Origin of the sequence: Paraburkholderia silvatlantica, from assembly GCF_003096715.1 — a bacterium.
In the GTDB taxonomy this organism is placed as follows: domain Bacteria; phylum Pseudomonadota; class Gammaproteobacteria; order Burkholderiales; family Burkholderiaceae; genus Paraburkholderia; species Paraburkholderia silvatlantica.
In genome coordinates this window covers 1-24,405 of the sequence record NZ_QEOL01000016.1, presented here as the reverse complement: position 1 = coordinate 24,405, position 24,405 = coordinate 1, and the positions used below count along the sequence as shown (strand labels likewise).

27 protein-coding genes are annotated in these 24,405 nt (G+C 66.1%); 6 read left to right on the top strand and 21 right to left on the bottom strand.

Going from position 1 to position 24,405, the window contains the following annotated elements:
• Positions 1-67: 67 nt before the first annotated feature.
• From hypE to C7411_RS20895, 16 genes are all read right to left on the bottom strand, one after another.
• Positions 68-1,144, bottom strand: coding sequence for a hydrogenase expression/formation protein HypE (hypE, locus tag C7411_RS20965; protein ID WP_110385982.1), 1,077 nt, complete (start codon positions 1,142-1,144; stop codon positions 68-70).
• On the bottom strand, positions 1,141-2,277 hold the full coding sequence (hypD, locus tag C7411_RS20960) for a hydrogenase formation protein HypD (RefSeq protein ID WP_110385981.1): 1,137 nt from the start codon (positions 2,275-2,277) through the stop codon (positions 1,141-1,143). The genes hypE and hypD overlap by 4 nt, the downstream gene beginning before the upstream one ends.
• A complete protein-coding gene (locus C7411_RS20955) occupies positions 2,274-2,540 on the bottom strand; it encodes a HypC/HybG/HupF family hydrogenase formation chaperone (RefSeq protein WP_110385980.1) in 267 nt (88 codons plus the stop codon). Before C7411_RS20955 ends, hypD begins: the two co-directional genes overlap by 4 nt.
• Positions 2,531-3,706, bottom strand: a complete 1,176-nt coding sequence (locus C7411_RS20950; protein WP_110385979.1) for a Kae1-like domain-containing protein — start codon at positions 3,704-3,706, stop codon at positions 2,531-2,533. Before C7411_RS20950 ends, C7411_RS20955 begins: the two co-directional genes overlap by 10 nt.
• Complete coding sequence (gene hypB, locus C7411_RS20945; RefSeq protein WP_110385978.1) at positions 3,703-4,713, bottom strand: hydrogenase nickel incorporation protein HypB; 1,011 nt, start codon at positions 4,711-4,713, stop codon at positions 3,703-3,705. Before hypB ends, C7411_RS20950 begins: the two co-directional genes overlap by 4 nt.
• Positions 4,714-4,729: 16 nt before the next feature.
• Entirely contained in the window at positions 4,730-5,092 is a 363-nt protein-coding gene (locus C7411_RS20940) for a hydrogenase maturation nickel metallochaperone HypA/HybF (protein ID WP_110385977.1), read from the bottom strand.
• A gap of 61 nt (positions 5,093-5,153) precedes the next feature.
• Positions 5,154-6,221 (bottom strand): nickel-dependent hydrogenase large subunit, encoded by a 1,068-nt coding sequence (locus C7411_RS20935; protein WP_110385976.1) that lies wholly within the window; start codon positions 6,219-6,221, stop codon positions 5,154-5,156.
• Positions 6,218-6,751, bottom strand: coding sequence for a [NiFe]-hydrogenase assembly chaperone HybE (hybE, locus tag C7411_RS20930; protein WP_165822852.1), 534 nt, complete (start codon positions 6,749-6,751; stop codon positions 6,218-6,220). Before hybE ends, C7411_RS20935 begins: the two co-directional genes overlap by 4 nt.
• 14 nt (positions 6,752-6,765) lie before the next feature.
• A complete protein-coding gene (locus tag C7411_RS37585; protein ID WP_165822851.1) occupies positions 6,766-6,999 on the bottom strand; it encodes a rubredoxin in 234 nt (77 codons plus the stop codon).
• A gap of 2 nt (positions 7,000-7,001) precedes the next feature.
• Positions 7,002-7,862, bottom strand: coding sequence for a hydrogenase expression/formation protein (locus tag C7411_RS20925; RefSeq protein WP_110385974.1), 861 nt, complete (start codon positions 7,860-7,862; stop codon positions 7,002-7,004).
• 50 nt (positions 7,863-7,912) lie between these two features.
• The gene (locus C7411_RS20920) at positions 7,913-8,383 is read right to left on the bottom strand and encodes a thioredoxin domain-containing protein (protein WP_110385973.1); all 471 of its coding nucleotides are present in this window, start codon (positions 8,381-8,383) and stop codon (positions 7,913-7,915) included.
• Positions 8,380-8,715, bottom strand: coding sequence for a HypC/HybG/HupF family hydrogenase formation chaperone (locus C7411_RS20915; RefSeq protein WP_221207075.1), 336 nt, complete (start codon positions 8,713-8,715; stop codon positions 8,380-8,382). Before C7411_RS20915 ends, C7411_RS20920 begins: the two co-directional genes overlap by 4 nt.
• Before the next feature lie 8 nt (positions 8,716-8,723).
• Positions 8,724-9,386: a HyaD/HybD family hydrogenase maturation endopeptidase gene (locus C7411_RS20910; protein WP_110385971.1), complete on the bottom strand. Its 663-nt coding sequence runs from the start codon at positions 9,384-9,386 to the stop codon at positions 8,724-8,726.
• 7 nt (positions 9,387-9,393) lie between these two features.
• On the bottom strand, positions 9,394-10,104 hold the full coding sequence (cybH, locus tag C7411_RS20905; RefSeq protein ID WP_110385970.1) for a Ni/Fe-hydrogenase, b-type cytochrome subunit: 711 nt from the start codon (positions 10,102-10,104) through the stop codon (positions 9,394-9,396).
• 59 nt (positions 10,105-10,163) lie between these two features.
• Positions 10,164-12,020 (bottom strand): nickel-dependent hydrogenase large subunit, encoded by a 1,857-nt coding sequence (locus tag C7411_RS20900; RefSeq protein WP_110385969.1) that lies wholly within the window; start codon positions 12,018-12,020, stop codon positions 10,164-10,166.
• Between the two features lie 68 nt (positions 12,021-12,088).
• Positions 12,089-13,174, bottom strand: a complete 1,086-nt coding sequence (locus C7411_RS20895) for a hydrogenase small subunit (protein WP_110386109.1) — start codon at positions 13,172-13,174, stop codon at positions 12,089-12,091.
• A 467-nt stretch (positions 13,175-13,641) separates the two neighbouring features.
• Between C7411_RS20895 and C7411_RS20890 the strand changes: the two genes are divergently transcribed.
• Positions 13,642-14,694 (top strand): HoxN/HupN/NixA family nickel/cobalt transporter, encoded by a 1,053-nt coding sequence (locus C7411_RS20890; RefSeq protein WP_110386108.1) that lies wholly within the window; start codon positions 13,642-13,644, stop codon positions 14,692-14,694.
• 50 nt (positions 14,695-14,744) lie between these two features.
• Complete coding sequence (locus C7411_RS20885) at positions 14,745-16,352, top strand: carbamoyltransferase family protein (RefSeq protein ID WP_110385968.1); 1,608 nt, start codon at positions 14,745-14,747, stop codon at positions 16,350-16,352.
• 35 nt (positions 16,353-16,387) lie between these two features.
• Here the strand turns inward: C7411_RS20885 and C7411_RS20880 are convergent, their stop codons facing one another.
• From C7411_RS20880 to C7411_RS20870, 3 genes are all read right to left on the bottom strand, one after another.
• Positions 16,388-17,251 (bottom strand): efflux RND transporter periplasmic adaptor subunit, encoded by an 864-nt coding sequence (locus tag C7411_RS20880; protein WP_110385967.1) that lies wholly within the window; start codon positions 17,249-17,251, stop codon positions 16,388-16,390.
• A gap of 17 nt (positions 17,252-17,268) precedes the next feature.
• On the bottom strand, positions 17,269-17,469 hold the full coding sequence (locus C7411_RS20875) for a DUF1656 domain-containing protein (protein ID WP_110385966.1): 201 nt from the start codon (positions 17,467-17,469) through the stop codon (positions 17,269-17,271).
• 84 nt (positions 17,470-17,553) lie between these two features.
• The gene (locus C7411_RS20870; RefSeq protein WP_110385965.1) at positions 17,554-19,149 is read right to left on the bottom strand and encodes an efflux transporter outer membrane subunit; all 1,596 of its coding nucleotides are present in this window, start codon (positions 19,147-19,149) and stop codon (positions 17,554-17,556) included.
• A 157-nt stretch (positions 19,150-19,306) separates the two neighbouring features.
• On the opposite strand from C7411_RS20870, the gene C7411_RS20865 reads away from it, so the two are divergent.
• Entirely contained in the window at positions 19,307-20,245 is a 939-nt protein-coding gene (locus C7411_RS20865) for a LysR family transcriptional regulator (protein ID WP_110385964.1), read from the top strand.
• Between the two features lie 19 nt (positions 20,246-20,264).
• On the opposite strand, the gene C7411_RS20860 is transcribed toward C7411_RS20865, so the two are convergent.
• On the bottom strand, positions 20,265-20,711 hold the full coding sequence (locus tag C7411_RS20860) for a DUF3331 domain-containing protein (protein WP_133253684.1): 447 nt from the start codon (positions 20,709-20,711) through the stop codon (positions 20,265-20,267).
• Positions 20,712-20,815: 104 nt separating this feature from the next.
• On the bottom strand, positions 20,816-21,010 hold the full coding sequence (locus C7411_RS20855) for a hypothetical protein (protein WP_243413265.1): 195 nt from the start codon (positions 21,008-21,010) through the stop codon (positions 20,816-20,818).
• Positions 21,011-21,936: 926 nt separating this feature from the next.
• On the opposite strand from C7411_RS20855, the gene mqo reads away from it, so the two are divergent.
• The 3 genes from mqo to C7411_RS20840 all read left to right on the top strand — a co-directional run.
• On the top strand, positions 21,937-23,613 hold the full coding sequence (gene mqo, locus C7411_RS20850) for a malate dehydrogenase (quinone) (protein ID WP_373682619.1): 1,677 nt from the start codon (positions 21,937-21,939) through the stop codon (positions 23,611-23,613).
• 110 nt (positions 23,614-23,723) lie between these two features.
• A complete protein-coding gene (locus C7411_RS20845; RefSeq protein ID WP_042270414.1) occupies positions 23,724-24,026 on the top strand; it encodes a DUF3579 domain-containing protein in 303 nt (100 codons plus the stop codon).
• A 160-nt stretch (positions 24,027-24,186) separates the two neighbouring features.
• The coding region (locus tag C7411_RS20840) for a succinate dehydrogenase, cytochrome b556 subunit (protein ID WP_423802832.1) at positions 24,187-24,405 on the top strand (219 nt) is incomplete at its 3' end.

The window sequence follows — 24,405 nt, the reverse complement described above, 5'->3', positions numbered from 1 at the left end:
GGGGCTGGCAATCTGCAATCATACCTTGAGTCTCCCGATACCGAACGTCACCACCGGCACGAACGCATCAGCAGATCCGCGGCAGTTGTTCGCCCGAGAGCCAGTCGGCAATGCGCCGGCCGCCGAATTTCGTCTCGATCTGCACGAAGCCGTGCGCGTCCTCGACCACTTCGCCGATGCGCGCCGCCGCCGCGCCCAACGGATGCGCGCGCATCGCTTCGAGCAGTGGCGGCGCGTCGCCGCTTGCGCAGATCGCGACCAGCTTGCCTTCATTGGCGACATAAAGCGGATCGAGGCCCAGCAACTCACACGCCGCATCAACTTGCGGCAGCACGGGAATCGCGCGCTCCTGAATGCGCATTCCGACGCCCGACTGGCCGGCGATCTCGTTGAGAGTCGTGGCAAGGCCGCCGCGCGTGGGGTCGCGCAGCACGCGCACGCCGGGCGCGACGGCGAGCATGTCCGCCACGAGCGTGTGCAGCGCGGCGCTGTCCGAGCGGATCTCCGTTTCGAAGCCCAGGCCCTCGCGTTGCGACATGATCGCCACGCCATGTTCGCCGATCGTGCCCGAGAGCAGCACGACGTCGCCGGGCCGCGCCTGCGAGCCGTCGATATGAATGCCCGCGGGCACGACGCCGATGCCGGTCGTGGTGATGAACACGCCGTCGCCCTTGCCGCGCTCGACGACCTTGGTGTCTCCCGTCACGATCGGCACGCCGCACGCGCGCGACGCCACGGCCATTGACTCTACGATGCGGCGCAAATCCGCCAGCGGGAAACCCTCCTCCAGGATGAAGCTCGCGCTGAGATACGAAGGCCGCGCGCCCGCCATCGCGACATCGTTGACGGTGCCGTGCACGGCGAGGCTGCCGATGTCGCCGCCCGGAAAGAACAGCGGCGAGACGACGTGCGCGTCGGTGGCCATCACCATGCGCTCGCCGGGCCCCGGCGCAAGCGGCGCGAACGCGGCCTGGTCGTTGCCCTGGCGCAGCCATTCGTTATCGAAGGCCGCGACGAACAGCTCGCGGATCAGTTGCGCCGACGCGCGGCCGCCCGCGCCGTGGCCCATGTCGATGCGGCCGTCGCGAAAGTTCAGGGGCCGCACGTAGGCGGGCTTGACCGGAGATGGGTGGGCTGGGCTCATGCTGCGACGACCGGAATATCCTTGAAACGACCATAAGAGTAATGCGCGGCACACGCGCCTTCGCTCGACACCATGCACGAGCCCATGGGATTCTCGGGCGTGCAGACTGTGCCGAACAGCGTGCAGTCGCGCGGGTGCTTGAGACCGCGCAGGATCGCCCCGCACTCGCACTTGCGATGATCGGCGACGGGCCGGTAGGCGAGTTCGTAGCGGCGTTCCGCGTCGTAGCGCGCGTACTTCGGGCGAATGCACAGCGCGCTCGCCGGAACCTCGCCCAGGCCGCGCCATTCGAACGACTCGCGCGTTTCGAACACGTCCTGCATGAGCGCCTGCGCGGCCGCGTTGCCCGCGCGCGTGACGGCGCGCGCGAATTCGTTCTCCACTTCGGCGCGCCCGTCGTTGACCTGGCGCACGAGCATGAGGATCGCCTGCATCACATCGAGCGGCTCGAACCCGGCGATCACGACCGGCTTGCGATACCGTTGCGCGAAGGCCTCGTAGGGTGCGGAGCCGATCACGATGCTCACGTGCGCGGGACCGACGAAGCCGTCGAGCGGCACCGCGTTCGCGTCGACGGACGGCGCGGCGAGCAGATGCGTGATCGCGGCGGGCGTGAGCACATGGCAGCACAGTACGCTGAAGTTCTCCGCGCCGCTCGCCGCCGCCTCGCGCACGACGAGCGCCGTGGGCGGCGTGGTGGTCTCGAAACCGATGGCGAAAAAGACGACCTCGCGATCCGGATGCTCGCGCGCGATGCGCAGCGCGTCGCGCGGCGAATACACCATGCGGATGTCCGCGCCGCGCGCCTTGGCCCGCTGGAGCGACAGGCCGTCCGAGGCAGGCACGCGCATCGTGTCGCCATAGGTGCAGAGGATCACGCCGCGCTCGAGCGCGAGGCGAATCGCCAGATCGACGCGCCCGATCGGCAGCACGCAAACCGGGCAGCCGGGGCCGTGGATCATCCGCACGTTTTCAGGCAGGAGATCGGCCACGCCGTAGCGCGAAATCGCGTGCGTATGACCGCCGCAGAATTCCATGAAGTGGTAGCGGCGCCCGGTCTGCGTCTCCTGCTCGATGCGCCCGGCGATGCGAGCGGCGAGTTCGCCGTCGCGGAATTCGTCGACATATTTCATTGCGCGGCTCCGGGTTGCGCGACGGACGCGTCGTGCGCCTCGCCAAGCGACTGGGCGACCTCGCCGAACAGCGTGAGCGTGCGCTCGGCCTCTTCCGGGTCGATCACGCCCAGCGCGAAGCCGACGTGCACGATTACGTAATCGCCCGGGCGCGCGTCGGGCACGAGCGCGAGCGACACCGTCTTGCGCACGCCCCCGAGATCGACGACACCCGACTCGGCGTCGGACCATTCGATGAGCCGTGCGGGAATGGCTAGGCACATGAGCTGACTCCTCGTGCGGTCGTGGGCAGGGAGAACACTTGCGGATCGTATGCGGCGACCCAGGCCTGGCCGAGCGCGAGGCCCGCGTCGCCGCAGGGCACCGTCTCGGGCATGAGGGTGCGCACGTCGCGCGCCGCGAGCGACTCGCGCAGGTGCGCAGTGAGCAGCCGGTTCGCAAAACAGCCGCCACCGAACAGCACAGCGCGCCCCTGCGCGGCAAGCGCAGCCCAGTGAGCGAGCGCCTCGGCCAGCGCAAGATGAAAGACGGCCGCGCCGCGCGCGGCCTCACCCGCGTCCGCGAGCGTCAGCAACTCGGCGAGGAGCGCACGCAGGTCGAGTTCGCCGTTGTCCGCGACTCGCCACAGGCCCGCCACCTCGGGGGCCTCGTGCGCGACCAGGTAGCCACGCGCGAGCCTTTCGAGCGCGATGGCCGCCTCGGCTTCGGCGCGCTGGCGCAGGCACACGCCGAGCAGTCCCGCCGCCGCGTCGAACCAGCGTCCCGCGCCGGTGCTCAGCGGACAATTGAGGCCGCGCGCGAGCATGACGCCGACCGTGCGCGCCGCGCTGTCGCCCACGGCGGCCGCGAGGCGCGGCACGATTTCGTCGCTGCGCCCGAGCGCGTGCAAGGCGGCGGCGGCCATGCGCCAGGGTTCGCGCGCCGCGGCGTCGCCGCCGGGCAGCGCAAGCGACGTGAGGCTGCCCAGGCGCCGCCAGCCGGCGGGCGCCACCTCCAGCAGTTCGCCGCCCCATGCGGCGCCGTCCGTGCCGAGGCCCACGCCGTCGAGCGCGAGGCCGATAACGGGCTCGCTCAGCCCGTGCTCGGCCGCCACCGCGCCGATGTGCGCGTGATGATGCTGGACGGCGACGGCCGGCACGCCGAGGCGCTCGCCCCATTCGAGCGCGACGCGCGTGCTGTAAAAGTCGGGGTGCAGATCGTGCGCGATTGCGCGCACGGGCCGCCCCGCGCGCGCGGCGGTCTCGACGAGCGCGGCCACCGACACATCGAGCGCCACGCAGTGCGCCGGGTCGTCGAGATCGCCGTGCAGCGGCGACCAGTGCACCTCGCCGCCGATGCACACGCACGCGGCGTTCTTGAGCCACGCGCCGGTGGCAAGCACCGTCTGATCGCCGAGGGAATGCGGCAGATGCTGCACACGCGCCGTCATGCGGCGCCTCCGGCGTGCCGCTGCTGCGCGCGCAGCGCCGCAAGCTCGCTCTCCAGCACGCCGATGCGCTCGCCAATCGGGTCGCGCGCACGCGCGATCCAGTCGAGCCACGCATCGAGGCCTTCGCCGGTCGTGGCTGAAAGCCGGATCACTTCGAGCGACGGATTCACGCGGCGGGCATACACGATGCACTGCTCGACGTCGAACTGCACATAAGGCAGCAGGTCGATCTTGTTGACGATCATGAGGCGCGCGGCAGCGAACATGTCTGGATACTTGAGCGGCTTGTCCTCACCCTCCGTGACCGAGAGAATCGCGACCTTCGCCTCTTCGCCGAGATCCCACAACGCGGGACAGACGAGATTGCCGACGTTCTCGATGAACAGCACGCTGCGCGGGACGTTGGGTGCGAGGGGCGCGTGTTCATGTTCGTGCTCGTGGTCATGGCGGTGGCCGCGACCACGCTCGTGCTCGTGCTCGTGCGCATGGTCGTGCAGCGGCAGGCGCCCGAAGGCCGCCGTCACCATCGCCGCATCGAGATGGCAGCCCTTGCCCGTGTTCACCTGGATCGCGGGCGCACCGGCCGCGCGAATGCGCTCGGCGTCATTCGCCGTCTGCTGGTCGCCCTCGATCACGCCGAGGGGCAGGCCCGGCATCCGCTCGCGCAGCGCAGCGATCGACGCGCACAGCAGCGTCGTTTTCCCCGAACCCGGGCTCGACACGAGATTGAGCGCACGCACTCCATGCGCCATGAAGTGCCGCCGGTTGGCGGCGGCATGGCGATTGTTCTCGCCCAGCACGTCCTGCTCGAGCTTGATGGTGCGACCCTGGTCGAGGCCGGGCAACGTCACGCCCGCGAGCCCGAGACCGTAGTGGAGGTCCTCGCCCGATGCGCCCGGGTAGGCGTGGGAATGAGAACCAGAGTGGCCGTGCGCCTGCGCGCCCTCGTGCCCCTGAGCGGCGTTTTGCCGATCGCCGATGCTGTCGCACCCGCATACCACGCACATGTTGCTTCTCCTTGTGCTAATCCGATGTTTGCCAGGCATCGTCGACGATCAGGTCGACAATGCGCAGCTCCGTGCCGCCGTTCGGCTGGAGCCAGTAGCCGCCACAACACGCGCAGGGGTCGCCACGCGCGGCCAGCGGCACGGTCGCGCTGCAGTTCATGCACCACGCGCTGCCCGTGGGTTCCTCGATCACGACGCGTGCACCGGCGAGGCAGGTGCCGGGGGCGATCGCTTCGAGGGCGAAGCGCAGCGCCTCGACCTCGACGCCCGCGAGGCGCCCGACTTCGAGCCTCAGCACCTTCACGCCGACAAAGCGCTCGCGCTCGGCGGCCGCTTCGACCGATGCCAGCACGCCGCCAGCCAGGCTTACTTCATGCATATCGTGGGTCCTGCCCGGTATTCGATGCCTTGTCTCTATGCCTTGTTTCCATGCTCTGTATTCACGCGCTGCCCGTGTCGACCGCATAGGCGATACACGGATCGAAAGCGCCCATCCACACGCCTGTGCGCGCGGCCAGCGCTCGATCATCCGGCGTGCGGTCGAGCCGCGACAAGGCTTGCGCGAGCGTGCCCTGGCGGTGGAAGTTCCACTCGGTTGGCGCGACCACGCGGTAGTCCTCGATGCGCGCCACATCGTCCGGCGCGAGCCGCACCCAATGAACCAGTACGCCGCGCGCCATCTCGCACCAGCCGAGCGCCTCGCCGGGCGCGCACGTCCGCGCGCCAAAGCGCAGCGCGCCTGCACTGCCATCGCCCGCCGCCAGCCGGGCCACGTCAGCGACGCGCGCGCCAAGCCGCAGCCAGGGCGTATCGTAGTCCAGCGCGCGCGGATCGTCGCTACGCGTCCACACGCCGGACTCTGCGGGCAGCCCGTGTTGCAAGGGCGCGTGCGCGAAAGCCGCACTCCCGGCAATCGCCCCGGCCAGTTCGCTTAACCGCGCTTCGTCGATCACGAGTGGCCGCGGCGTGGCGCGCATCGTGTCGGCGTATGCGCGGCAGTCCGCCAGCAACCGGGCCGGGAACGTCGCGGCCCGCGCGCTCCAGGCGCTCAGGCATCCGCGCGGATCGTCCGCCCAGTGCGCGAGCCATGCGCGCGCGGGCATGCCGAGAACATGCCGCTCCACCCAGCCGGGCGCGCCTGCCGCCTCGACATCGGGCAGCCTATGCGGCGCGGCGGCGGCAAGCCGCGCGGGCCAGTCGGTCCAGATGCAGCGCAGATGCACGGCGAGCGTCTCGCGCGTGAGCAGCATGGCATGAGCCGCATTGGCGGTATCCTCCCGCTCGTGCTCCCCTGAAGCGCCCGCCGCGCCGACGGCAAGCTCCGCGCAGAGCCTGTGCGCGAGTCCGCACAGCGCAAACAGCGCCGCAAGCCGCGACGCGGCGGTTGCCGCCGCTTGCCCGCGCAGCAGCGCGGCGGCGAGCGGCGGGCGGCCGCCCGCGATGCTGTCCTGCCGGCCGGGGCGCACCCGGTACTGCCCGGCCAGCGCGGCCAGCGTCGCCGCGCTCATGCAGCGCTCCCGAACGCGCCCAGCCGCAACAGGAACGCGCGACGCGACGCGCGCGGCTCGACGGCCTTCCCATCGCCCTGCCCGCCCCCTTCTCCGCCGCACAACTGCGCAAGCACGGCCCGCGCGGTCGCCGCAGCACTGTCCTGCCCCGCGAATTCGAACATCGGCGAAAAGAGCGAGCAGCACGCATACGCGCCCACGTCTTGCGCGTGCGCGCCGATCCATTCGAAATCGACGTTGCCTATGCGCAAGCGCGTCTTGCCGCCCGGCCGCGGACAGGGCTCCGAGTCCTGCGTCGCACCGGGCAACCAGACGAGATTCATGGACCACGGCGTGATCAGCACGCCAAGCCATGCGCCTCGCGCCCCCGCTTCGCCTGCCATCTGCGCGAAGCCGATCGCCTCGACGCGCAACGCGCGATTCACGACCGGCATGTCGCGCATCGCGCCGTTCGCGGCCGTCTCGAAGTGCGCGACCAGTGCCGCCACCCGTGGCTCGCCGCGCACGGTGTCCCGCACAGCATCTTGCACGACGGCCCGCGCGGTCAAGCCGCGTCCCCCAGCACCATGAACTGGTCCGCCGCGCCGTCGCAAACTGGGCAGCGCCAGTGCGCGGGAAGCGCGGCGAACGGCACGTGCGGTGGAATCTGCCACACCGGGTCGCCTTGTTCGGGATCGTAGATCCACCAGCAGATCTTGCATTCGAGGCGCGTATGCGCCCCGATGCGGCTGCTGTCGCCGAGATAGCTGCCCTCGAATTGCTTCGTACGCTCTTCCATCGTCACGCCTCGCCCACCCACTCGATCAACTGGGCCAGCCGCTCGCGCGAATCCGCGAGGTCTTCCGGCGCGGCGCGCACGACCTCCGGCAGATCGGTGATCTCGATCGTGTTCAGGATCAGCGTGTCCTGCGAGTTGAAATAGGCAACACGCCAGCAGTTCGCGACCGCCGTGCTGCCCACGCGGCAATTTCCATAGCCGCGCGAGAGCACCTGCACCGCGCCCTCGCCCAGCACGGCGTCGATCAGTTGTTCGTCGCCGGGCGACAACGGCAGGAGCGTCAGGTTGAGGACGTGCGGCGCATCGCCGGCACGCCAGCGCGCCACGTGATCGCGTACCTCGCTCAGGATCGAAGGCGCGTTCATCACGCCCAGCGGCAGCAACTCCGGCAACGGCGCCATCGGCTGCGTGCCCTGTGCGGGCCGCGCGAGAAGCGCCGGAGCCGCGCCGATTTCAAGGCGGTCGGCCGCGCTCGCGCCGCCGGGCTCGACCACGCGCCACAGCCCGGTAAACACGGTCTCCTGGATCAAGACGCTGCCGCGCTGCGCATCGTCGATGCGCGCGCTGACCTCGCCCTCGCCCAGCACGTCGTTGAGAATGCGCAGCGCCGCCACATCGCAGGTCGTCAGATCGACCGCTTCGGGCGACGTGCCAGGTTCGTATGCCGCCAGCACGCGCAATACGTCGCGCAGCACGCCGCGCGCGGCGTCGAGCGAGCGCGCATCGGCGCGCTCGGGCAGCGACGGCGCCACATAGGTTCGCATGCCTTGCGGCATCGGCAGATAGTCGAGCACCGCATCGCCCTCGTCCTGGCTGCCAGGGCCGAACGGCACGACGGGAACGGGAAACGGAATCATGGACATGGTTTGCAATCCCGATAATTTATCGATGTTCAATCGACGCTTAACGATGGCTAGTGACAGCGCGCCGATGAGTCGGCGGCGTTGACGGGAATTCCGACCGAAGGCGCCCGCGTAGTCGGCTGCGCGAGCGCATGGGCGACGTTGGCCACGTAATCGTCCCAGTCCATCATGCCCGCAAGCGTCGTGACATAGCCGCCGTCGCGCAGCCACAGCAACGCGGGCCAGCGCTGCGAGCCGAAGCGGCGCGCGATCGCGTCCTCGCCTGCGCGCGTCGCCACCGCCGAGCGCAATGTACGGCCAAAACGGCCCGCCGCGAGGCGCGCGAGTTCGGGCAGCACCACGGCCACGTCAAGGGATTCGGGAAAGCGCACCGGGTCGCCCGCGAGTAGCACGACACATTCGCCGCCGTCCGCGAGCCACTCGTCGAGCGTGCGCTCGTCCACGAACACGGCGTGTCCGTCGTCGATCAGCCGCTGCACCACGGGCGCCGCGTCATGCGCGGCGCCGCTCGTATTGGTCATGTTGATTCCCCGGAAGACCGGTGACCGCCGCGCGCCGCTTGCGCGCCGCCGGTCAGCCGGATCAGGTCGTCCACGCTGAGCGCGGACGGCATTTCAAAATGCGCGTTCGCGCGGGCCATGGCGGCGTCGCCCGCCAGCGCCCGCTCGACGAGCGAGAGCGTCGCGTCGATTTCCGCCGCGCGCGTCGCGTCGAGCTTCTCGCGCGCCGCGTCGAGAAAAACCAGCAGCCATTCACCGGCGCTGCAAGGGCCAACCAGCGAAGTGTCGATGCGGCGGCGCTCACCGCGCCCGTTGCACCACGCCTGCAAGCCCTGCGCCTCGATCACACGCATCGGCACGCCTATGCACACGACGGCGGCTCCTCGCGGCGCGTGCGCAGCAACACACGCTCGTCGCCGGTGCGGCACGCCTCTGCCTCGCTCGGCCGCTCGCCTTCGTATCGCGCGAGCGCGAGATGCGGCAGCGTGACCGCATCGTCGGCGCGCAGCGGCGTGCGGCGCGGCGAGGGCTCGCCGCCCCATGCGGCGAGGCGCTCGACGCCCAGTTCGAGCGCGCGCTCCAGCGACGCCTTCACGGCGGACCGCAGGCTGCCGCCATAATCGTCCACTTCGTCGGGCTGGCAGCCGACCAGCAGCACGCGGCGCGGATACCGGCCAGTCAGGCGCGCGAGCATCAGCACCTCCTGGAAGCCGGTCTGGTGCAGGCTCATCTTGCGCACGCCGAGGAACGCCGGTACATCGTCATCCTCAACGATCTTCAGCGTGCCGGGTGCGAGACCGTAATCGACGGCGTCGAAAATCAGCAGGCTGTCGGCGGCCTGGACGTACTGGACCAGATACAGCCCTTGCGTGCCGCCGTCCATGAGGCTCACGTGCGGGGCGAATTCGAAGCGCTGCTGAAGCGCCTCAATGCAGCGCACGCCAAAGCCCTCGTCGGCCCACAGCACGTTGCCGATGCCGAGCACGACGATGGCCGGCGCGCCGCTTTGCGGGGAAGTCAGCATCGCGGCCTCACTTCTTGAACGTGCGGTAGCCCGAGATCATCGAGCCGACCACGCTTTGCCGGCCCATGATGTCCTCGCGCACCGCCGCATAGACATGCAGGATCACGAAGATCAGGATCGCCCACATGCCGAGGTGATGCCAGGTATGCACGCCTTGCGACTGGCCGAGCAGCGGACGCACCCAGCCAAACGCGATCTGCTGCCACGAACCCGCCTGTGCGCCTTCGCCGTACAGCGCGAAGCCGGTCACGATCATGAAGAGCGAGACCAGCAGAAACACGAAGAACATCGCGAATCGCGACAACGGATTGTGTCCGCTGAACTGGCGCGGCGTGGGCCCGAGGAACGCGTAGTAACGCAGCATCGCGAACATGTCAAGCCAGTACTCGCGCGAGAACACCGGCACCCAGAACATTTCGCGCGCGTGGTGATTGCCGACAATGGCCCAATACGCGCGGGCCGCCAGTCCAATGGCGAACAGGTAGGCGGCGGTGAAGTGCGCGAAGCGGATATAGCCCATCAGAAAATGCGCGCTCGCCTCGCCGGGCTGCGTGGGAAGCGGCGAGCCGATCAGATAGCCGGTCACCGCCAGCACCACGATCGACGCCGCGTTGATCCAGTGCCAGATGCGCACCGGCGCTTCGTACACGTAAATCGCCTCGGCGGGCGGAACGGTGTCGCGCGCCTCTTCGCATCGGGAATACGATTGCATCGTCATCATCCTTTCTTGGCCGCCACGGCGCCGGCAAGCGCAGGCGCCGTGGCGGCCTGGTGGAGTTAGCGCACGGTCACGGCGGTCATTTCGGCGCCGTCCTCGCTCATCACGTGCGTCGAGCACGCCATGCAAGGATCGAACGAATGCAGCGAGCGCAGGATCTCGACGGGCTGCTCGGGGTTCGCCATGGGCGTGTTCATGAGGCTCGCCTCGAACGCGCCGATCTGCCCCTTCGCGTCGCGCGGGCCGCCGTTCCAGGTGCTCGGTACGACGCACTGGTAATTCTCGATGCGGCCGTCCTTGATCCTGATCCAGTGGCCGAGCGCCCCGCGCGGCGCCGCGACCGCGCCCACACCCTTCGCTTCGGCGGGCCACGTCGAAGGGTCCCACTTGTCGACGTTCGCGGTCGAGGTGTCGCCGTTGCGGATGTTGTCGATGAGGCTTTGCCAGTCGTCAGCCATCATCTCGGCGCAATACTCCGCTTCGAGCGCGCGGGCGAGCGTGCGGCCGATGGTGGTCGGCAGCAGTTGCCTCGCGCCGAGCGAAGTTTCCGGCAAGCCAAGCAGCTTCGGCATGTCCTGGTTCACGGCAACGAGCGAGGTTTCGATCTGCTCCTTGATGCGCCCGCAATGCGTATTGCCCTGCTGCGCATGCGCGTAGCCGAGGATGTAGCGCGCAAGCGGCCCGACTTCCATGGCGTGCCCGCGCCAGCGCGGCGACTTGACCCACGAGTATTTCGCGCTCTCGTCAATCGACTCGATCGCGGTGCGCGTGCCCTTCGTGTTGGGCCCGAGTTCGTAATGCGGCTCGGTGATGCCGTCCCACGGATGCAGCCCGCGGTCGTTGTCCGGGTATTGATACCAGGAGTGCGCAACGAACTCCTGCACTTGCTCGGGGTCGCGCGGATCGACCGGCAGGATCGTGTTCCAGTCGCCATTGAGGATCGCGCCGCCCGGCATCTGGTTGGTGGAAGGGTTGTAGTTGACGAGCGGATATGAGCCGTAGTCCATCACGTTGGTCGCGGCGAGCCCGCCGCCATGAAGCCAGCCGCGCGCCTTGTAGATCGTGCCGATCGCAAGCAGATCGGGCACATAAACGTTACGGCAGAAGGTGATCGCTTCGTCGATGAGCGACTTCACGAAGTTCAGGCGCTCCATGTTGATCGGCGCGCCGGCGGCCAGATCGCCGTCGATGTTGATCGCGCACGGCACGCCGCCCACAAGGTAGTTCGGGTGCGGATTCTTGCCGCCGAAGATCGTGTGGATCTTCACCCACTCCTTTTGCAGGTCGAGCGCTTCGAGGTAGTGCGTCACGGCCATCAGGTTCGCTTCCGGCGGCAGCACATAGGCGGGGTTGCCCCAGTAGCCGTTCATGAACGGACCGAGCTGGCCGCTTTCGACGAACTTGCGCAAGCGCGTCTGCACGTCGCGGAAATAGCCCGGCGACGACATCGGATGCGCGGGCGAGATGCGCTGCTGCAACTCGGACGTGAGCTTGGGGTCGGCCTTCAGCGCCGAGACCACATCGACCCAGTCGAGCGCGTGCAGGTGGTAGAAGTGCACCACGTGGTCGTGCACCTGCAAGGTCTTCGCCATGATCTCGCGGATCAGGTGCGCGTTCGGCGGAATGCGGATGTCGAGCGCGTCCTCGACGGCGCGCACGGAGGCGAGCGCGTGACATCCCGTGCACACGCCGCAGATGCGCTCGACGAACGCCCACGCGTCGCGCGGATCGCGGCCCTTGAGAATGACTTCGAGTCCGCGCCACATGGTGCCGGTGGAGACGGCGTTGCGGATCACATTGTTCGAATCGACGTTGACTTCGACGCGCATGTGACCTTCGATGCGCGTGACCGGATCGACGACGATGCGCCGCCCGCTGTTGTCGAGCTGAAACCCTTGGGTGGAAATGGCTGTCATGCTTGTTTTTTTCCTGTGCTGCTTCCTGTGCTTGTCGGCGGCGCCCCGGCGCGGGACGCTAGATGCGGCTATCGGCCGTCGCGGTCTTGCTTCGCGTCGTGCTTCGATCTGGCACGCTGGATCGCCGAAGCGGCAGCATGCGCCGCCGCGGCGGCGCCCACCACGACGGCCGCGGTGCCGCCGATCCTGTCGGCGTTCGCTTCGACGCCGAACTGGTTGATCTGGGTGAGCCGGTCATAGAAAGAGCCCTTGTCCCAGAACCCGTCCTCGGAGCAGCCGATGCAGCCATGGCCCGCCTGAATGGGGAAGCTCGTGCCGCCGTTCCAGCGCACGGTCGAGCAGGCGTTGTAGGTCGTCGGGCCTTTGCAGCCGACCTTGTAGAGGCAGTAGCCGCGCCGTGCCGCTTCGTCGTCCCACGACTCGACGAACTGGCCCGCGTCGAAATGCGGACGGCGGTAGCACTTGTCGTGAATGCGCTGGCTGTAGAACATCTTCGGGCGGCCCTGGCGGTCCAGCTCCGGCATGCGGTCGAACGTGAGCATGTAGGTGATCACGCCCGTCATCACCTCGGCGATCGGCGGGCAGCCGGGCACCTTGATGATCGGCTTGTCGGTGATGACCTTGTGGATCGGCACCGCCTGCGTCGGGTTCGGCTTCGCCGCCTGCACGCAGCCCCACGACGCGCACGAGCCCCACGAGATCACGGCCTTCGCGTCCTTCGACACGCGGCGCAACTGATCGACAAACGGCTTGCCTCCGATGATGCAGCTCATGCCGTCCTGATTCAGCGGTGGATTGCCTTCGACCGCGAGGATGTAGTTGCCGCGATATTTCGCCATCACTTCTTCGAGGATGGCCTCGGCCTGGTGTCCCGCGGAGGCCATCAACAGGTCGTCGTAGTCGAGCGAGATCATCGAGAGCACGACGTCTTTCGCCAGCGGGTGCGCCGAGCGGATGAACGACTCCGAGCAGCACGTGCATTCGAGCCCGTGCAGCCAGAGCACCGGCGTGCGCGGCCTGGTCTCCATCGCGTGGGCGATCTTCGGCATGAACGCCGGCCCGAGGCCGAGCGACGTCGCTGTCAGCGAGCAGAATTTGAGGAAGCTGCGGCGCGAGATCCCCTGGCGTCGCATGACTTCATAAAACGTTTCGATCACTGTGTGGTTCCTTGATGGCCTTCGGCCCGGAGACGCCGGCATACGGCGGCGTCTCCGGGCGCCCCCCTGTCGGCGTTTAGCGGTCTCAAGGAACAAGATTCGTGCCAACTGCGCGCGAGGGTGCACCAAACCGGCGTCGGAGGTGCCCTTGATCTAGATCACAAAAGAAAAATTGCTTCAGCGGACGGTATGTCGTACGCCTGTCGCGACGCAGCGTTCAGGCGGCGCAGGTAGCCACGACGCGACCATTCGCGCGCCAAAGTGGCAACGGCGTGACCACTCGCGCCGCGCGCGCAATCCGTTGGCGGGGAGGCAAGCGCGACCACGTATCGCGCTGGGAAACCCTCTAATGGCACTGGCCACAGGCATGGCCAGCAAGGTGGAACGGAGGTTGCTTGATCGAATGCCTTTCGCTGGCGCGCCGTTCACTCGAGACGGCCGGCGACCGATTCGAGCATGAAACGATGGATATTCCGTTGCCTCCCTCCCCGCATCGCCCGCCGTCACTCCCGAAACGCTCCGCCACGCGCGCGAAAATCGGCGTCGTGCTGTCGATGCTTCTCGCCTGCAATCTCGCCGCGTGGTGCTGGGCCGTCGCGATGTTCGGCTCGCGCCCCGCGCTGCTTGGCGCGTGCATGCTGGCCTACACGTTCGGCTTGCGTCACGCCGTGGACGCGGACCACATCGCCGCGATCGACAACGTCACGCGCAAGCTGATGCACGACGGCAAGCGGCCCGTGACGATCGGACTGATGTTCTCGCTGGGGCACTCGACCATCGTGGTGCTCGCCTCGGCGGCGATTGCCGCCGCCGCGTTCGGCCTGCGCGAACGGCTCGACGCCGTGCGCGACGTCGCAGGCACGATCGCCACCGCCGTTTCGACGGTCTTTCTGTTCGCAATCGCGATTTCCAACCTGCTCACGCTGCGGGCCGTGATCCAGTCGTACCGCCGCACGAGGCCCGGCAGCGCGCACGACGACGCCGCGCCGCATGCGCACGGCCTGCTCGCGCGCGTCCTGCGGCCGCTCACGCGCATCGTCACGAAAAGCTGGCACATGTATGTGCTCGGCGTGCTGTTTGGTCTGGGCTTCGACACCGCGACCGAGATCGGCGTGCTCGGTCTCTCCGCCGCGAGCGCGACGCATGACTTGCCGATCTGGTCGATCATGGTCTTTCCGGCGCTTTTCACGGCCGGCATGACGCTCATCGACACGGCCGACGGCATGCTGATGCTCGGCGTCTATGGCTGGGCGCTGCGCGACCCCGCCCGCAAGCACCGCTACAACGTTGGCGTCACGGCGCTCTCTGCGGCGCTTGCGCTGCTGATTGGCGGGATCGAGGGCATCGGGCTGATCGGCGATAAGTTCGCGCTGCACGGATCGCTCTGGGACGGCGTGGGCGCGCTGGACGCGCACCTGGGCTCGACCGGGTATGCCATCGTGGCCGTCTTCGCAGGTAGCTGGCTTTTCGCTGCCGGGTATCAGCGCCGAAGAGTTCGCACGGGCGCACGGGTATGATCGCGGCTCGTCTCACGCCGCCGCCCGAACCATCAAAGCAAGCCCACCTCATGTCAACCGCTTTCACCTCCTCGATATCCGGCAACGCCCGCGCCGGCGGCGTACTGGGCCTGCAACCCGGACCGGCCGCCGACGCCGGCGCGGCCTGGGTGCTCAGCGCGCACGGCGCGCGCGCGGTGGCGCACGCGAGTCAGGAGCGCCTCGACCGCATCAAGCATTCGAACGCCTACCCGAGCGACGCAATGGCCGCGTGCCGCAGCGCGCTCGGGCTGCCCGAACATGCCCGGCCGGCGCTCGTTGCGCGCGTCGCGGGCGGCGGCGCGACGTTCCCGCCGCCGCACTTCGGCAACGTCGCGCAACTCGACGTCGAACACGCGTTGTGCCATGCAGCGGCCGGATACTACTGCTCGCCGTTCGACGAAGCGGCCATTCTCGTCGTCGACGGCCATCGCCGCGATCAGGGTGCGCGCCACGCGTCGCAGAGCGTCTGGATCGCACGCGGCAAGCGGATCGAGGAGGTGGCGCGCAGCACGTCGTGCGGCATCGGCGCGCTCTACGAGGCCGTCACCCAGGCCATCGGCTTCGGCGCGCGCGAAACGGGCAAGACAATGGGCCTCGCGCCCTACGGCGACCCGGCGCGCGCGCCGGTATTTCGAGGCCGCTTCGATGGGCTCGACGTCGACTACAGCGCCGATTGCGATGCGCACGGCTCGCATCTGCGCCACGCGCCGTCGCTGCCGGACGAGGCGGCGCGCGCCGCGCTCGCTTATGCGGCGCAGCGCGAATGTGAGCGCGCCATGCTGCATCTCGCGCGAACGGTGCGCGCGATGACGGGCGTGCGCCACCTGTGCCTCGCGGGCAACGTGTCGCTCAACGGACGCGCCAACGATCTTGTGTGGCGCCAGGCGGGATTCGACGCCGTGTTCGCCGGGCCGGCCGGCGCGGATTGCGGCACGTCCCTCGGCGCCGCGTTGTGGGGCTGGCACGGCGTGCTCGGCGAGCCGTTCCGGCCCGGCCCGTTCTCGCCCTATGGCGGCAAACCATACGACCTCGCCAGCGTGGAGGCGGCGCTCGCGGCGATGCCGCCGCATCTGCGCTACCGCGAGACGCGCGGCACGCCGGCACAACTCGCCGGGCAAGCGGCAAGACTGCTCGCGGCCGGGCGCTGCGTGGCGCTGCACGCCGGCCGCGCGGAGATGGGACCGCGCGCCCTTGGCAATCGCTCGCTGCTGATGAGCCCCGAGCGCGCAAGCGCGCGCGAGCGCATGAACCTCGACGTGAAGCGCCGCGAAGCGTTCCGCCCGTTCGCGCCATGTGTGCCGGCCGAAGACGCCGCGCGCTATTTCGAACTCGACCTTGCGAGCCCCTACATGCTGCGCATCTGCCCGGTAAGGCCTGCATGGCGAGCGCGCCTTGCGGCCGTCACGCACGTGGATGGCACGGCGCGACCGCAGACGGTCTCGCAGCAGGACAACCCCGGCCTCCACGCGCTGCTGCGCGCGTTCGAGCGCGAAACAGGCATCGCGGTGCTCCTCAACACGTCGTTCAACGTGGCGGGCGAGCCGCTCGTCGAATCCCCGTCGGACGCCCTGCGCGGCTTCGCGCAAAACGACATCGACGCCCTGTTGATCGGCGAGTGCCTGCTCGAAAAAATCTGAACGGCGGCTGAATTCAGCCGCCGTTCACCGCGAGTTCATTTTCCGGGCTTGATGACCACGGTGCACGTGAGGCCGGCGGCAAGCTGCATGTTGTCGGGCACCTTGTCAATATGGATGCGCACCGGCACGCGCTGCGCAAGCCGCACCCAGTTGTAGGTCGGATTGACATCGGCGAGCAGTTCGCGGCTTTGCGGATTATCGCGGTCGTAGATGCCGCTGGAGATGCTTTCGACGTGACCTTCGAATCTGGCGCCGCTCATGAGCCGCATTTCGGCCTTCTCGCCGAGCTTCACACCCGGCAGTTTGGTTTCCTCGAAATAGCCGTAAACCCAGAATGAATGGCTGTCGATCACGGCCAGCTTCGGCTGGCCAAGGATTGCGTAGTCACCCTTCCAGACTTGCAGATTCGTGACATAGCCGTCCACTGGAGATACCACGCGCGTACGCTCCAGGTTCAGCTTCGCCGCATCGAGTTCGGCGACCGCCTGATCGTATTGCGCCTGCGCGGCATTGGCGGTGTGCGAGGCATTCTCGCGGTTCTCCGTGGATACCACGAGGCTGTCCATATCGGCGCGCCGCTTCGCGTCGTCGCGGCGCATCTGCAATTCGGCCTTGCGCGAAGCGACATTGGCCTGCGCCTGCTCGACCGCGATGCGGTAGTGCGACGGATCGATCTGCATGAGCAGGTCGCCCTTGCGAACCCATTGATTGTCGTGCACGGGCAATTCCACCACGGCGCCCGACACGTCCGGCGCGATATTGACCACTTCGGCGCGCACGCGCCCGTCGCGCGTCCACGGCGCTTCCATGTAGTGGACCCACAAGGCGCGGCCGCTCGCTATGGCAACGGCAAAAATAATGGCCGTCGCAAAGAAGCCGATGATATTGCGCAATTTCATAATTCTTCGAATCGAGTTCAACGATAGACGACGAGACCCAGCGCGCAGCACACAACGACCAGCAGGCTCACCCGAAAGAGGGATACGTGCCAGACGAACCGGTAAACGCCAATGCGGGCGAGCGCCGAATCGAGTATCCAGGTAACGGCCGCGCCGAGAAAAAACAGCAGCACGGCGGTCGGAATGAGAGCTTCGAAAACGGCAATGTCACGAGGCATGAAAAACTCCGGCCGAACGACAACGGTCCGGCTGAACGAACGGATTGGCGGCGCACACAAATAGAACCTCGCGGATAGCGCGCATCAGTCACCGTGCGAAGTGGGGTGCTCCACCGGTGCCGTGGGCTGCGCGCCCCCATCGGGCAGCGGTGGTGCAAGCCATGCTGCGGGCATCGGCGGCAAGTCGCGTTTCTTTTTGCCGTGCGCGGGAAGCAGCTCCGCCTGCACAGGATTGCTTGACGAATCGATGGCACCGCCGCCCAAAGCGCCGACCAGCGCCGCGTGCGCGCTCAGGCGCCCGGCCTGAATGCGCACGAGACCCTGCTGCGCCGCCAGCAGGTCCTTCTGCGCGATCACGACGTTCACATAGTCGCGCAACCCGCGCCGATAACTTTCGGTGGCCAGATCAAATGTGCGTTGTGCATTCGCCACCGAGCGATGGCTGTCCTCTTCCTGGGTCGCGAGCGAGCGCATGCGCACCACCTGGTCGGCGATCTCCCTGAGCGCGGTCACGATGGTCTGGTTGTACTGCTCCACAGCCACGTCGTAAATCGCCGACTGTGCGCCGAGTTGCCCGCGCAGACGTCCGCCGTCGAAAATCGGCAGCGAAACGGCGGGACCGCCCGTGTAGCTTCCGCTCATCGACTTCAGGAACTGAAACAGCGGGCCGGCGGCCGCGTAGCCGCCCATCGAAACGAGCAGGTTCACGTTCGGATAGAAGTCGGCCCTGGCCACGTCGATACCGCGCGCCTGGGCTGCCACGGTCCAGCGCGCCGCGACGACGTCGGGCCGATGCCCGATCAGTTCGGCCGGCAACGCAGACGGCAGCCCCGCAGGCGCGGCGAGCGAGAGCGCCGGACGCTCGATCGACTCACCGGCGCCCGGCCCCTTGCCCGCGAGCGCGGCAAGGCGGTTCTTGCCAAGCGCAATGTCCTCCTCGACCGCATCGATCTGGCGTTCGTACTCCGGGAGCGGCGTTTCGGCCTCGCTCACTTCGAGCTGCGTGCCAAGCCCTCCCGCAAAGCGCCCCTTTGCGAGCGAAAGCAGTTTCTCCTGCTGCGCCAGCGTCTGTTTCGCGATGTCGAGCAACGCGTAGTTCATCGAAAGATCGATATACGCGCGTGTAACATTGATTTCGAGTTCGAGTTGGGCGGCCCGTTCGTCGGCCGCAGTGGCGTGCGCCATGTCGAGCGCACGCTCGGCGTTATTGCGGTCCTGGCCCCACAGGTCGAGGTGATAGGAAAGACCGAGCGTCGCCGTATTGTTCCAGGAATTGGAATCGCCGAGCGCGCCCGGACCGTAATAAATATTGTCGGACCAGTGCTGGCGCTGCACGGACATGCTGCCATTGACCTGCGGCAGCAAGCCGGCGCGCGCCACGCCCACCATCGAACGCGCTTCGCGCACGCGCGCCTGGGCGGCCGCGAGCGTCGGGTTATCCGCGATTGAGGCTTCGATCCAGGCATTGAGCTGCGCGTCATTGTAGCTGCGCCACCAGTCGCTCGCGGGCCACTGGGCGTCGCTGTTGGCGGCGCGAATGGCCGACCCCGCGTCCAGTTCCGACGCTTGCACATGTTGCGCTTGCGGCGCGATTCCCCCGGTACTGGCACAGCCCGCAATGATCAATGAGAACGCAAGAACCGTGAGCGCGGCGAGTCCTCTCGGTACCGGAGACTGCACAATTTACTCCTTTACTTGCCGTTAGTTTGCGACGCGCCATTGTATTTTTTGAATGGCATCGGAATAACCGGCAATGCTAGAAGGCATTATTCACGATATAGACGACAATTCTTTTTTTGAAACGTGTAACAATCCCGGCATCAAAAAAAGGATGAGCATGGATACGCTTCAAAACATGCGTATATTCGTACGCGTGGTCGAGGCCGGCAGTTTCACAGGCGCCGCCCGGCGCCTGAATTCCACAACCGCGTGTGCGTCGCGAGCGGTATCGGATCTGGAAGCGCGTCTGCGCACGCGCCTGCTGAACCGCACAACGCGCCGCATGGCGCTCACGCAAGCGGGCAAACGCTACCTGAACTCCTGCGAGCAGATCCTCGCCTGCGTCGATCAGGCGGAAGTCGAAGCCTCCGACGCACTCCCTTGTCTGTCGGGAAAACTCAAGGTTCATGCGATAACGGGCTTCGGCCAGAACTACGTGGTGCCTGCCGTTGGAGAATTCCGGCGGCGTTTTCCCGATGTGAGCGTGGAACTGACGCTCACGCAGCCAACACCAGACCTGCTCGAAGAGGGTTATGACGTGGCGCTCGTTCTCGCGCCCGCGTTGCCGGCTTCGGGCTACGTATCGCACTACCTCGCCAGCACGTTCAGCATTGCGTGCGCATCGCCACGGTATCTCGAACAGCGCGGCGTGCCGCGCACGCCATCCGACCTTGCCGCGCACACCTGCCTGCAACTCGTGACGCCCGAGGCCCCGCCCGCGCAATGGCGCTTCAGCGGCCCCTCGGGCGAAGAGACGATCAACCTGAAACAGACGAAGTTCCGCGTCAACGTTGCGGATGCCCTGGCCGTCGCGTTGCGCGAAGGCATGGGCGTGGGCCTCCTGCCAATCTACACGGCAATGCACGGGCTGCGCAGCGGCGAACTCGCGTGGATATTGCCCGACTACACGTCGCGCGCGCTGGGCGTCTACGCAATCCATCCTTCGCGCAGCCATACCGGCACGAAGGTGCGCCTGTGGGTGGAGATGTTGCGGGAGCAACTACCTTCGACACTCATGCAGGACGAGTCCGAGTTGCGCAAGTTCTCGCGCAGCTGAGATTGCACAGGGCAACGCCCTAATCGATGCCCGACGAAACCTGGCAAACTCCGGCGTCAACCTCTTCCAGCACACCCGCCAGGATCACCTCTTCGCAATTCGCCGGACGCAGTCCGCGCGTGCAGGGCCGATACACGATATCCCCTCGCCTCACCCGCATTCCGCTCAAGATGCAATATGTCGAGCGCCGCGCGATGCCGCGCTTCCAGAGTTGTTCGCCGTAGTGCCCCACGGTCGCGTCGCCCCAGCGAACCATGATGGAACACGCGGAAATTCGATCGACGATGGTGCAGTGGGCCAGATCGGCCACCCGTCCTCCGGCGCGCGCCGGTGCGGCTCTTTTCGCGAGGCCCGGCCCATTATCGGGGCCGCTCACTGTGTACTTGTCTACGCCGGCATCCGGGGAAGAGATCCGGCCGAGCAGCGCAACGGTGCTTTTCCACACATGCCCATTCGAGTTGTCCAATTTTCACCTCCGAACCGTTCAGCAAAACGATTCAGATCAATGGGCGGGCCATATCATGCGCTTCCAGCACCGACTTGCCCGGAGCGATTTGCCAAAGCATGCGCTCAGCTGCCGAAATAGATATTGCAGAACGACACCGGACCGACACAGTCGTCCTTTTTGCCTTCACGGCGATCGTGGTCAACGCGGCCGAACTTCTGTGCCTCCGGTGCCGCTTCATTCTGCGTGGCGTTTTCGGTGGCGGCGGACGGCTGCGCATGGTTTCCCTGTGCATACGCAGCGGTGGCGAAAAGCGACATGGCGACCAGAATGCATGGCATAACTTTCACGACTCAACTCCTTACGCGCAGCGTAACGTGCTGCTGTGCCGCGAACTATAGTTTGCCGCCCCGCCTTGATTAAGTGCCGGCAATGGAAGAGTTTCTTCCATGCGCCCCGCTGGCAAACAGCACCCCATGCGCCGGCTATCAAGACCACATCATAATGCTGAAAATGGAAATGCTACGTTGGCCAATTCCGCATTACCGACTGCTTCTTTTAATAGTCAGTGAATACGGCATCGATATATCGATTGACCGCCCTCCCGGTAAAACGACTCCTTCCATTTCCACCCTTTCACTTTCCCCTCTACGCCGCTCGACGTTGCCAGGATTCACCCGGAATTCTGGAACAGTCCGCTCCGGAATCTGCCATTGATCTTTTCCACAGCTTGCAGATCCTGCGCCGGCGCCGGCTCGCGGCCTTATTGACTGCGCCATCCATGTTCGCGCATCCGTCGCCAAATCTGCTCCCATGACGCGCCATTTCTTCGCAACGGCATAGACCCTGAGCGCTGAATAGATGTGCGCTGGAATAAAAGAAATCCTGACGCTCGCACATACTGAAGCGAAATCATCGGCAGAATGCGTTTGCGAGGTTCGCTCGCGTCCTGCATCAGGAATTCACACCCATCAAGCAAAGGTCCATTACCACACTGCGGCTATATGTAGCAGTTGTGACCCCATACCATTACGTTCGTCTGGACAAGAAGGAAATCGGTCATGTGTTCGCGGTTTTCTTTTCAATTAACTGTCAACGAACTGAATTCCATTTTTTGTCGTTCTTCATTACTGATCGAAACGAGCGAGCTCGGCAGGATAGATCGACAAAAGGCCTGCGGGAAGAAGCAAGCTCACGCGGCCGTTACGGCAAACCACTTCCGCATCAACCACAGCGGGTGAGAATCTTGGCACAAATGAAACGAGAAGCACTATCGGGACAGGAACATTCTGGCCGCTCGCTACCAGGATCCGGCAATGACCACGCCAGGGTCGACGTCCTGTTCATCGGCGGCGGCATCATGAGCGCGACGCTCGGCGTCCTGCTCCACGAGCTCGAACCGCAGTGGTCGATGATGATGGCCGAGCGGCTCGACAGCGTCGCCGCGGAGAGTTCGAACGGCTGGAACAACGCGGGCACCGGGCACACTGCGCTCGCCGAGCTCAACTACACGCCGCAAACTTCGAGCGGCGCCGTCGACATCACGAAGGCCGTGCGCATCAACGAGGACTTTCAGGTCTCGCGGCAGTTCTGGGCCTGGGGTGTCAGCCGCGGAATACTGAAGCAGCCGCGCTCGTTCATCAACACGACGCCGCACATGAGCTTCGTCTGGGGCGACGATAACACCCGTTTCCTGAAAAATCGCTACGCTGCCTTGCAGACCAATGCGCTTTTTCAGGGCATGAAATATTCGGAATCGCACGCCGAGATCGCACAGTGGGTTCCGCTCATGATGGAAGGCCGCGATCCCCGCCAGAAGGTTGCTGCAACGTGGGCGCCGCAGGGCACCGACGTGAACTTCGGCGAAGTCACACGTCAATACGTGCGCTACCTGAGCAGTCAGTCCAACTTCAATCTGCTCCTGAACAGCAACGTTCAGAAGATCTCGCGCAATGACGACGGTACATGGCGCGTGACGCTGGAAGATACCCGGTTGCGCGTGCAGACCCGCCAGATCGACGCCCGCTTCGTTTTCGTGGGCGCAGGCGGTGGTTCCCTGCCGCTGTTGCAGGAATCCGGCATTCCCGAAGCGAAGGAGTACGGCGGCTTTCCGGTTGGCGGTTCGTTCCTCGTCGCGGACAACAGCGAGATTACGAGCCGCCATTTCGCCAAGGCATACGGCAAGGCTTCTGTGGGCTCGCCGCCCATGTCGGTGCCGCACCTGGACACGCGCATTCTCGACGGCAAGAAGGCCATTCTGTTCGGACCGTTCGCCACGTTCTCGACGAAGTTCCTGAAGAACGGGTCGTACAGCGACCTGCTCGCCAGCACGAAAATGACCAACATCGTTCCGATGGTGCGTGTGGGGCTTTCCGAGTTCTCGCTCATCAAGTATCTGGCCGGTCAGCTAACGCTCTCCGACGCCAACCGCCTCCAGGCATTGCAGGAATATTTTCCGCTTGCCCGCCAGGAAGACTGGCGACTCTGGCAAGCCGGTCAACGCGTGCAGATCATCAAGCGCGACAAGACAAGGGGCGGCGTGCTCAAGCTTGGCACCGAAATCGTCTGCTCGAAGGACGGAAGCATTGCGGGCCTGCTGGGCGCCTCCCCCGGCGCGTCGACGGCGGCGCCCATCATGCTGAACCTGCTGGAAAGGGCCTTTCAGAGCAAGTTTCGAACGTCCGCGTGGCAGGCAAAGATCCGCAAGATCATTCCGGGTTACGGCACGCAGCTTTCGTCGAATCCAGACAAGGCGCGCGAGTCGTTGAAAACGACGAGCGAAATACTGCAACTGAGCTTGCCGGCGGACGGCGGCGCGACCGGGCCCGACATGCCCGAGGCCCGTGCTGCCTGTTCGACTACGAGTGCGACTACGAGTGCGACTACGAATGCGAGCGGCAGACGTGTCGAACTGGCGCACTGAACGCCGCGGCCGCGCCCGGTTCGAGTGACTTTTACCCGCATCGGGCGCTGGAGCACGGAACGCCTCATTTGAAGAGCGTCCACCTCTTCAGAGCCTGAAAAGATTGGCATATGACCACCGCGAATCCCTCTGCATACGTCATTCAAGGTATCACCAGCAAGGGCAAGACATTCCGGCCCAGCGACTGGTCCGAGCGCCTGGCCGGCGCCTTGTCGAGCTTCGGGCCGAGGGCCCGCGGCGTCAGAAGGGAAAACCTGCACATCGGCTATTCGCCCTATGTGTGCCCGATGATTATCGGCAACCTGAAGTGTGTCGTACTCGACGCCCGGCTGCGCGAGGTCGCGCCGTACGCCTTCGACTTCGTGCTGAAGTTCGCCCGGGACAATGATCTCGTGGTGCAAAGCAAGGGGTAGGCAACTCGCGCCGCGCTGCCGCGCCGGTTTGTCAAAACAGCGCGCGGCGCACAGATGTTCCGGTCTTTTCGGCTTCCCAGAGAGACCGCATTAATCAGGTTGCACCGCAGTCCTGATGCTTTCAACTTTGAAGTCGATTTTACGCTGCAAGGGGTCTAGCATGGCAGAAGCCACAAAAAAACCGAGGCCGGAATACCGGAACATCGGGCTTGGGCAGATATTGTCCGCATACCGCCTGCCTCTGGCCGGCCGTGTGTCGATCGGCCACCGCGTGAGCGGTGCGTTGTTGTTCCTGTTCCTGCCTTTCATCCTGTTCCTGTTGGACCAGAGCCTCACTTCGGAGCTTAGCTTCGAGGTCTTCAAGGGCTTCCTCTCCAAC